The following is an 8,811-nucleotide window of genomic DNA, read 5'->3' on the forward strand; positions in this document are numbered from 1 at the left end:
TCATGAAGATAGAGTCGATTGATCTGAAAAATTTCCGGAATTACAGCGATCTTCACCTGAAATTCAGTGACGGGATCAATGTGTTTTACGGAGATAACGCGCAGGGAAAGACCAATGTTCTCGAGGCAATTTATATGTGTGCGACATCCAAGTCACACCGGGCTTCCCGGGAGCGGGAAATGATCCGGTTCGGCGAGGAGGAATCCCATCTGCGGATGGGGATCCGGAGAGACGGTGTTCCCGGGCGGATCGACATCCATCTTCGAAAGGCGCGTTCAAGGGGAATTGCCGTCGGAGGTATTCCGATCCGGCGTGCTTCGGAGCTGTTCGGTGTGATCAATGTGGTATTTTTCTCACCGGAAGATCTCGGGATTGTGAAAAACGGTCCGGCGGACCGGAGACGGTTTGTCGATATGGAACTCTGCCAGCTCGACCGGATGTATGTTCACTCCCTGGTCAGCTACAGCAAAGTGCTCCAGCAGCGGAACCAGCTTCTGAAGGAGCTGTATGTTCATCCGGATCTGGAAGCGACGCTTCCGATGTGGGATGAACAGCTCGTCCGCTACGGCACGGAAGTGATCCGGGCAAGGAGGGAATTTGTCCGGGATCTGAACGGAATTTTAAAGGATATTCATATTCGTTTATCCGGGCACAAGGAAAAGCTTGTCATCCGCTACCAGCCGGATACGGAGGAAGCGGAATTTGCCGAACGGCTCCTCGCCGGACGGGAGAGTGACCGTCGTCAGAAGACGACGATGACCGGTCCGCACCGGGACGATCTTGGATTTTTTGTCACGACGATTTCCGGGCCGGAAGAAAATCCGTCCGACCGCGAGGCAATCAATATCCGGCGGTTCGGTTCCCAGGGACAGCAGCGAACGGCGGCATTGTCCCTGAAACTGGCAGAAATTGAGCTGGTAAAGCGGAGAATCGGCGACAGTCCGATCCTGCTTTTGGATGACGTGCTCTCCGAACTGGACTCGGGACGGCAGGAAAATCTGCTGCGGGTTCTGCAGGGGATACAGACGTTTATCACATGTACAGGATTAGATGATTTTATAAGCCATTCGTTTCACATTGACCGTCTCTTCCGGGTGACCGGGGGACACGCGGAAGAAGCGGATCCGGCTGACAGTAAGGCAGCATCAGAGGAGGAAACTGACAGATGAGTTCAGACGATTTAAAAAAGATTGACGATTACAGCGCAGACCAGATCCAGATTCTGGAAGGTCTGGAAGCTGTCCGAAAAAGACCGGGAATGTACATCGGAAGTACATCGGTCCGCGGTCTTCATCACCTGGTTTATGAGATCGTAGACAATTCTGTCGATGAGGCTCTCGCCAAATTCTGTACAGAGATTCACGTCACGATCAATCCGGACAATTCCATCACCGTCGTGGACAACGGACGGGGAATTCCGGTCGATATTCAGAAAAAGGCCGGAAAGCCGGCGGTAGAGGTTGTCTTTACCATCCTTCACGCCGGCGGTAAGTTCGGCGGCGGCGGATATAAGGTATCCGGCGGTCTTCACGGCGTCGGCGCGTCGGTTGTAAACGCGCTGTCCGACTGGCTCGAAGTTGAGGTGCGACGCGACGGCAAGCGCTACGGTCAGCGCTATGAGCGCGGAAAGACCATGTATCCGTTAAAGGAGCTCGGAACCTGTTCGCTGGAAGACCATGGAACGACGGTTACGTTTAAACCGGACGGAACCATTTTCGAGACGACGGTCTATGATTTCAATATTCTGAAGACCAGACTCCGTGAAACCGCTTTCCTGACCAAGGGACTGAAGATCACGCTGACGGATGACCGCGAGGAAAAACATGAGTCCGTATTCCACTATGAGGGCGGAATCAAGGAATTTGTCCAGTACCTGAATAAGAGCAGCCAGCCGTTATATGATTCGATCATCTACTGCGAGGGCATCCGGGACAAGGTAATCGTGGAAGTGGCGCTTCAGCACAACGATTCCTATTCCGAGAACATTTACACGTTCGTCAATAACATCAATACGCCGGAGGGCGGAACACACCTGAGCGGTTTTAAGAGCGCAATCACCAAGACCTTCAACGATTACGCGAGAGCCAATAAGCTTTTAAAGGACAGCGATCCGGCGTTAGTGGGCGAGGATATCCGCGAAGGCATGACGGCGATCATCTCCGTCAAGATCGAGGATCCGCAGTTTGAGGGACAGACCAAGCAGAAGCTCGGCAACAGCGTGGCCCGCTCCGCGGTTGATCAGATCGTCTCCGAACAGCTGACGTATTTCCTGGAGCAGAATCCGGATGTGGCGAAGATCATCTGTGAGAAATCGATTCTTTCCGGCAGAGCGAGAGAGGCGGCGCGGAAAGCGCGTGAGATGACCAGAAGAAAGTCCGCACTGGACGGTCTGGCCCTTCCGGGCAAGCTTGCCGACTGTTCGGACAAGGATCCGAAAAACTGCGAAATCTTCATCGTCGAGGGAGACTCCGCGGGCGGAAGCGCAAAAGATGCGCGAAACAAGGCAACACAGGCGATCCTTCCGCTTCGCGGAAAGATTCTGAATGTTGAGAAGGCAAGACTGGACCGCATTTACGGCAATGCCGAGATCCGCGCCATGATCACGGCGTTCGGAACCGGTATTCATGAGGATTTCGATATCTCGAAGCTCCGCTACGACAAGATCATCATCATGACCGATGCCGATGTCGACGGTGCGCATATCGCAACACTGATGCTGACCTTCATTTACCGCTTTATGCCGGAACTGATCCATCAGGGACATGTATATCTGGCACAGCCGCCGTTATACAAAGTCGAGAAGAACAAGCGCGTATGGTACGCATACAGCGATGAAGAGCTGGAATCCATCATGCAGGAGATCGGCCGCGATCAGAACAACAAGGTTCAGCGATACAAGGGACTCGGTGAGATGGATGCCGAGCAGCTCTGGGAGACGACCATGGATCCGGAAAGACGTGTTCTTCTCCGCGTCAACATGGACAATGATGACCAGAGTGAGACAGATCTGACGTTCTCGACGCTGATGGGCGATCAGGTCGAGCCGCGCCGTGAGTTTATCGAAGCAAACGCGAAATACGTTAAGAATCTGGATATTTAAGCCGTACACTGGAGGACATAATGGAACCAAATGTTTTTGATAAAATTCAGGAAGTTGATCTGAAAAAGACGATGGAGACGTCCTACATCGATTATGCGATGAGCGTTATCGCTTCCAGAGCGCTTCCGGATGTAAGGGATGGTCTGAAGCCGGTTCAGAGGCGAGTGCTCTATTCCATGATCGAGCTGAACAACGGACCGGATAAGCCGCACAGAAAGTCCGCCCGTATTGTCGGCGACACCATGGGTAAATATCACCCGCACGGCGATTCATCCATCTACGGCGCCCTGGTTTACATGGCGCAGAAATGGAACGAGCGTTATCCGCTGGTGGACGGACACGGAAACTTCGGATCCGTGGACGGCGACGGCGCAGCGGCGATGCGATACACCGAGGCCAGACTCTCCAAGATTTCCATGGAACTTCTGGCGGATATCGGAAAAGACACCGTCAATTTCATGCCGAACTTCGATGAGACGGAGAAAGAGCCGACCGTACTGCCGGCCCGTTTCCCGAATCTTCTGGTAAACGGTGCAACCGGTATCGCTGTCGGAATGGCGACCAATATTCCGCCGCACAACCTGCGTGAGGTTATCAGCGCAGTTGTCAGGATCATCGACAATCAGGTCGAGGAAGACCGCGACACGGAGATCGATGAGGTCATGGAGATCGTCAAGGGACCGGATTTCCCGACCGGCGCGACCATTCTCGGCCGCAGCGGCATTGAATCCGCTTACCGGACCGGCCGCGGCAAGATCCGTGTCCGCGCGGTATACAATATCGAGACCATGCCGAACGGAAAGAGCCGGATTATCGTGACGGAACTTCCGTATATGGTCAATAAAGCAAGACTGATCGAGAAGATCGCCAGCCTTGTCCATGAGAAAAAAATTGACGGCATCACCCTTTTGCGCGATGAATCCAACCGTGAGGGAATGCGGATCAATATCGAGCTGAGAAGAGATGTCAATGTCAATGTCGTTCTCAATCAGCTGCTCCGCCATACGCAGCTGCAGGATACCTACGGCGTCATCATGCTGGCGCTCGTGGACAATCAGCCGAAGGTTATGAACCTTCTTCAGATGCTGGAGCTCTATCTGAAGCATCAGGAGGATGTCGTCACCAGAAGAACCAGATACGACCTGAATAAGGCAGAGGCGAGAGCTCACATCCTCGAAGGACTTCTGAAGGCGCTGGATCACATTGACGAAGTCATTCGCATTATCCGGGCGAGCGCCAATGTTGCCGAGGCGAAGGAACAGCTCATCGCGTCCTTCCAGTTTACCGATGAGCAGGCACAGGCGATCGTAGACATGCGTCTGCGCACTCTGACCGGTCTGGAGCGCGATAAGCTTCTGGCCGAGTATCAGGAACTCATGAAGAGAATCGAAGAACTGCGCGCAATCCTTGCAGACCGCAAGGTTCTTTTAGGTGTTATCAAGAAAGAAATTCTGGAAGTATCCGACAAGTACGGCGATGACCGCCGCACCGAGATCGGCTATGATGAGTTTGACATTCAGGATGAGGATATGATTCCGGACGACGATGTGGTTGTCACCATGACCCATCTCGGATATATCAAGAGAATGACCGCGGATAATTTCCGCAGTCAGAACCGCGGCGGAAAGGGAATCCGCGGCATGCAGACGATCCAGGATGACTACATTGACGATCTTCTGATGACGACGAACCGGCATCCGCTGATGTTCTTTACCAACAAGGGACGCGTATACCGCATCAAGGCGTATGAGATTCCGGAGGCGGGAAGAACCGCAAGAGGAACCGCGATCATCAACCTCATTCCGCTCCAGAAGGAAGAATACGTCACTGCGTTTGTGGCAGCGGGCGAGCTGGATGAAGACCAGAAGTATCTCACAATGGCAACCAAGCGCGGAATCATCAAGAGAACCGCTGTCTCGGAGTATGCAAATGTCCGCAAGAACGGTCTTCAGGCCATTGTACTTCGTGAAGATGATGATCTGATCGAGGTCAAGGCGACCAATGACCGGGAAGATATCTTTATGGTCAGCAAACACGGTATGTGCATCCGCTTCCATGAGACCGATGTCCGCGTGACGGGCCGTGTCTCCATGGGCGTTATCGGCATGCGCATCGATGAGGATGACCAGATCGTCGGTATGCAGCTGGAGAGTCAGGGTGAAGATCTCCTGGTTGCATCCGAGTACGGTTACGGCAAGAAGACGCCGATCAGTGAATTCCGTGCACAGAACCGCGGCGGCCGCGGCGTGCTCTGCTACAAGATTGTCGAAAAGACCGGCAATCTGATCGGCGCGAAAATTGTCGATGACAGCCGTGAGATCATGCTGATGACCAACGAGGGCATTCTGATTCAGATGACCGTCGAAGGCATTTCCCGCATCGGGCGCAACACGTCCGGTGTCAAGCTGATGGATATTGACCGGGAGAACGGAATTACCGTTGCCGGAATTGCCAAGGTGCGCACCAGCGATGATACCGATGACGATATGATCGAGCCGCAGGAGGAATCCGGAGAGGAAATGGCTTCCGAAACGGACCGTGAAAACGAAGAATAATCAGACATAATCAGGCAGCTCTCGCGGTTTTTCCGTCGGGAGCTGTTCCTGTAGAAAAAAACGAACACCATCACCGTGCCTGCACGGGCGGACCGGTGACGGGATAAGAACATGAAACACAAAGTTTGGAGTGTTTGCTTGCAAATCCGTGTTTTACGGAAATAGGTAAGGATAACAGATGAAAATTCAGACATCATTTTGGAAAAAATGTGCGCTGTTTCAGAACATTCCGGAATCCTTAATCCGGGAGTTTCTGGAGAAAAACGATGCGGGGATTCTGTCGTTGAAAAAGGGAGAGCTGGTTTTCCATGAGGAGGATGAACCAAAGGGAATTCTGATTCTGCTTTCCGGAAGCATCGTCGTCGGGAGCAACACGCTCTCCGGAAAGAGGCAGATTGTGACAACCATTGACCGGCCGGGAGAAATCTTCGGAGAAGTCTTTCTGTTTATGCGAAAAACATGCTATGGTCATTATGCGGAGGCACAGAAGGACTCCCGTATTCTCCGGATTCCGGAGCGGGTTCTGATGGAACCGGGAGAGGTGAACAGCCGTATTCTCGAAAACATGCTGTCGATTTTGGCGTCAAAGGCGTTTTATCTGAACCGGAGACTGCAGATTGTCACCTGTTCTTCGCTTCGTCAGAAGATCGCAAAGACCATCGCCATGTCTATCGGCGGGGATTTCAGCAGACCCTATACTGCGGGAAGAGAGGAACTTGCCGACTTTATCGGCGCGGCCAGACCCTCTGTCTCACGGGAACTGATGAATATGCAGCGAGAAGGTCTGGTTCGCGTGGAGGGAAGAAAAATCTTTCTCGCCGGACCGGAAGCTCTGGATATGCAGGAATAACCGGAACCGTTTTTGGACATAATGTTCCGGAAAATGTTTCCGGAACAACACAGAAGAAACAAAAAACAGGAAAGAAAAACAGACAGGGAGGCAACAGGAGACGATGAGAAACATCCAGGTTTCCGAGATCACAGATCAGATTAAAGAGATGTGTATCGAGGCAAATTACGAACTTTCCGGCGATATGAGAGCCTGTTTTGCAAAGGCGGCTTCCGCGGAACAGTCACCAATCGGGAAAAAGATTTTTTCGCAGTTGGAAGAGAATCTCGAGATTGCAAAAAATGATATGATCCCGATCTGTCAGGATACCGGCATGGCCGTCATTTTCCTGAAGATCGGTCAGGATGTCCATTTTGAGGGAGGCGATCTTTACGCTGCGGTCAATGAGGGCGTTCGGAGAGGATACACCGATGGGTATCTCCGAAAGTCGGTTGTCGCCGATCCGATTGAACGGGTGAATACCAAAGACAATACGCCGGCAATCATTCACTGTGAGATTGTTCCGGGCGAACAGGTGGACATCACCGTTGCGCCAAAGGGATTCGGAAGCGAGAATATGAGCCGCGTATTTATGCTGAAACCGGCAGATGGCCTGGAAGGGGTAAAAGAGGCTGTTCTGACAGCAGTAAGAGACGCGGGACCGAATGCCTGCCCGCCGATGGTGGTCGGCGTCGGAATCGGAGGCGATTTCGAAAAATGTGCCGAGATGGCCAAGCATGCCCTCACCAGAGACCTGAACGAAGAATCGCCGGTACCGTATGTGCGTGAGATGGAAAAAGAACTTCTGGAACGGATCAACCGGATGGGAATCGGTCCGGCGGGACTGGGCGGAACCGTGACGGCACTGGCGGTCAATGCAGAGACCTACCCGACGCATATTGCCGGGCTTCCGGTCGGAGTCAATATCTGCTGTCATGTCAATCGCCATGCGCACCGTGTTATCTGAGCATTCGGAAAAGCAGAACTGTGTACAGTCCCGGTGACGGGCCGGGAGAAAGGAAATCCGGTGAACGGATCACCGGAGGAGGAAGAAGATGGAAAATGACATCAGAATTAAAGCACCGTTCGATAAAAAGACGGCGGCATCTCTCCGTGCAGGGGATTTTGTAAAAATCACAGGCACCATCTATACTGCAAGGGATGCAGCACATAAAAGAATGATCGAAACACTGGACCGTGGAGAGAAACTTCCGTTTGATCTCCGCGGGCAGATTATCTATTATATGGGTCCGTCTCCGGCCAGAGAAGGGCGGCCGATCGGTTCAGCAGGACCGACAACGGCTACCCGAATGGACAAATATGCGCCCCGTCTTCTGGATCTCGGTCAGGCAGCCATGATCGGCAAGGGAAAGCGCAGCAAGGAAGTAATGGACGCGGTCAAACGGAATCAGGCCGTATACTTTGCGGCAATCGGAGGAGCAGGCGCGCTGCTCTCCAAATGCATCCGTGCTTCGGAGGTGATCGCCTATGATGATCTGGGTACTGAGGCCATCCGGAAACTTACCGTGGAAGATTTTCCGTGTATTGTGGTTGCGGACTGTGAGGGCGGTAATCTCTATGAGACAGCGGTAAAAGAGTATTGCAGAGAAGAAATGTAAATGATTCGGGCAGAATGGTTTATGCATTCTGCCCGAAAAAAATACAGAAAGCAGTTGACACACCATAAGGCATCGGATATAATGATTTTGCTTTGGCGGAATGCCAGAGAACAACTGAATATTCATTCAGAAGTTCGGAGAAATACTCAAGAGGCCGAAGAGGCGCCCCTGCTAAGGGTGTAGGTCGGGTAAAACCGGCGCGAGGGTTCAAATCCCTCTTTCTCCGCTTTCTTTTTTTCTCCCAAAATGCAATTCGGCCCGATTCCGGTCTGAAACAATGCGGAGATTGAGAGCAAAAACGGCTTTCAAAAATAAAAAGAAAAAAGTTGTTGACAAACGACAAAAGCTTTGGTATTATGAATGAGCTGTCGCCGAGAGGCAACAACAAAGAACATTGAAAACTGAACAGTATATAAAACCCTGAAAATTCCAAGAACAAAGGCCGATAAGGTAGAGGCCTGAAGTTCGAGAGATTTTCAAGAACAAAACCTTAAACAGTAATAACGGTTAAGAATAAGCCAAGCTTAAGTCTAAACCGGATCAAACTTTTAACGAGAGAGTTCGATCCTGGCTCAGGATGAACGCTGGCGGCGTGCCTAACACATGCAAGTCGAACGGAAATTACAGAAGGAAGTTTTCGGATGGAATTTTGTAATTTTAGTGGCGGACGGGTGAGTAACACGTGGGTAACCTGCCCTGTACCGGGGG

6 protein-coding genes, 1 tRNA gene and 1 rRNA gene are annotated in these 8,811 nt (G+C 52.0%); all 8 read left to right on the top strand.

The features are described 5' to 3' along the window. Positions 1–2 precede the first annotated feature (2 nt). Positions 3–1,169 (top strand): DNA replication/repair protein RecF, encoded by a 1,167-nt coding sequence (gene recF / locus BR86_RS0105795; protein ID WP_051684616.1) that lies wholly within the window; start codon positions 3–5, stop codon positions 1,167–1,169. Beyond that, positions 1,166–3,100, top strand: a complete 1,935-nt coding sequence (gyrB, locus tag BR86_RS0105800) for a DNA topoisomerase (ATP-hydrolyzing) subunit B (protein WP_031472067.1) — start codon at positions 1,166–1,168, stop codon at positions 3,098–3,100. The genes recF and gyrB overlap by 4 nt, the downstream gene beginning before the upstream one ends. Before the next feature lie 20 nt (positions 3,101–3,120). Further along, positions 3,121–5,655, top strand: coding sequence for a DNA gyrase subunit A (gene gyrA, locus BR86_RS0105805; protein ID WP_031472069.1), 2,535 nt, complete (start codon positions 3,121–3,123; stop codon positions 5,653–5,655). Between the two features lie 178 nt (positions 5,656–5,833). Then, the gene (locus BR86_RS0105810) at positions 5,834–6,505 is read left to right on the top strand and encodes a Crp/Fnr family transcriptional regulator (RefSeq protein WP_031472071.1); all 672 of its coding nucleotides are present in this window, start codon (positions 5,834–5,836) and stop codon (positions 6,503–6,505) included. A gap of 103 nt (positions 6,506–6,608) precedes the next feature. Then, on the top strand, positions 6,609–7,451 hold the full coding sequence (locus tag BR86_RS0105815) for a fumarate hydratase (RefSeq protein WP_031472073.1): 843 nt from the start codon (positions 6,609–6,611) through the stop codon (positions 7,449–7,451). An 88-nt stretch (positions 7,452–7,539) separates the two neighbouring features. Continuing rightward, a complete protein-coding gene (locus BR86_RS0105820; RefSeq protein ID WP_038287926.1) occupies positions 7,540–8,103 on the top strand; it encodes a Fe-S-containing hydro-lyase in 564 nt (187 codons plus the stop codon). Between the two features lie 136 nt (positions 8,104–8,239). Next, a tRNA-Ser gene (locus tag BR86_RS0105825) sits at positions 8,240–8,329 on the top strand. Positions 8,330–8,652: 323 nt separating this feature from the next. Continuing rightward, positions 8,653–8,811 (top strand): 16S ribosomal RNA (locus BR86_RS0105830); the annotation flags it as partial.

The organism is [Clostridium] aminophilum DSM 10710 (genome assembly GCF_000711825.1).
Taxonomy (GTDB): Bacteria; Bacillota; Clostridia; order Lachnospirales; family Lachnospiraceae; genus Clostridium_R; species Clostridium_R aminophilum.